We start from the raw sequence: 1,495 nt of genomic DNA on the forward strand, positions 1-1,495 counted from the left end.
CCCCCTGGCATCCATGCCACCCACCAGGCAAATGCCAACGCTTTCGTGATTGTGGCCTTTCACATGGGCACCCCAATCATCAATAGCCCTACCTTGCTTGAGGCTGCCGTCGCGCTCAATGACAAAGTGGTAACCGATATCCATGAAGGCACGCTCCATCATGTGCCAGCGGCGGATGTCGTCAAAGGTGACCTTGCTGTCCGGGCGGGTGGCCGAGCAGTGCACGACCACCACATTGGTTTCGTTTCGCTTGCCCATGTCTCAGTCCTTGAGGGTGTAGGCGACAATGCCGATGGTGGTAGTCAGGATCAGCCAGCCGAAGCGCTCCACCGAGGCCAGCACCACGCCCCGGGCACTAGCCTGGTGTTCCANACGCTCTTCGACGGCCGCCAGCCGACTGACCGCATCGGAGAGTTTGTCCAGCTTGCCATCGATCTGGTCAAGCCGCTGCTGGATCATGTCGTTCATGTCCACGCTCCTGCGCTGTCTGGGAGAAGGTCAGCTGACTGGCGTCCAGTACGGCTTCCTTGCCGGTGTACTCCTCCCAGCGGCGTACGATCACATCCACGTATTTGGGATCCAGCTCCGTGAGCCTGGCCTGACGCCCGGTCTTCTCGCAGGCAATCAGGGTGCTGCCGGAGCCACCAAACAGGTCCAGCACGATATCTTTGGATTTGGACGAGTTCCTGATGGCCCGCTCGACCAGCTCCACCGGCTTCATGGTGGGATGGAGATCATTACGGGCCGGCTTGTTGAAGAACCAGACATCGCCCTGGTCACGGGCACCGCACCAGAAGTGATCATTGCCCTCCTTCCAGCCGTAGAGGATCGGCTCGTACTGGCGCTGGTAATCGGCCCTGCCCAGGGTGAAGGTATTCTTTGCCCAGATCAGAAACGTCGACCACTTGCCGCCAGCCTCACGAAACGCCTTCTGCAAAGTGTCCAGCTCCGATGAACTCATGCAGACGTACACAGCTCCCTTGCAGACTGCGAGCATGTTGGTCATGGCGGCCAGCAGGAATGCATGGAATCCTACGCCCAGATTGTCGTTCTTGATCCGGCGATCCTTGCCACGGAGTTTGTCCTTGGCGTTGTTGCCGTAGTCCACGTTGTAGGGCGGATCGGTAAACACCATGTCGGCCAGCTGGCCGTCCATGAGGTGTTCGACATCAGCCGTTTCCGTGGCGCTGCCGCAGAGCACTCGATGGCTACCCAGAATCCAGAGATCACCCGGCTGACTGACAGGATGCCCTTCCGGTTCCGGCACATTGTCGTCTGCTTCGCTGTTATCCGCCGGTTCTTCCAGCAACAGGCCATCCAGTTCCTCGTCACTGAATCCTAAAATATCGAGATCAAAGTCCTCGGCTTCAAGTTGCTTCAGCTCTACAGCCAACATTTCCTCGTCCCACTCTGCCCAATGAGCCGACTGGTTTATCAAGATTCGAAAAGCACGTATCTGCGTTTCTGTCAGATCATCCACCAGAACAACCGGTAC

At 58.0% G+C, this 1,495-nt stretch carries 2 protein-coding genes; both read right to left on the bottom strand.

The window, feature by feature from the left end; genetic code table 11:
- Positions 1-258 (bottom strand): N-acetylmuramoyl-L-alanine amidase (locus tag ABD892_RS03865; RefSeq protein ID WP_345194021.1); only part of this gene is annotated, 258 nt, incomplete at its 3' end.
- 181 nt (positions 259-439) lie between these two features.
- On the bottom strand, positions 440-1,495 hold a 1,056-nt coding region (locus ABD892_RS03870), incomplete at its 5' end, for a DNA modification methylase (protein WP_345194024.1).

Source organism: Kistimonas scapharcae (genome assembly GCF_039540975.1).
Classification (GTDB): Bacteria; Pseudomonadota; Gammaproteobacteria; order Pseudomonadales; family Endozoicomonadaceae; genus Kistimonas; species Kistimonas scapharcae.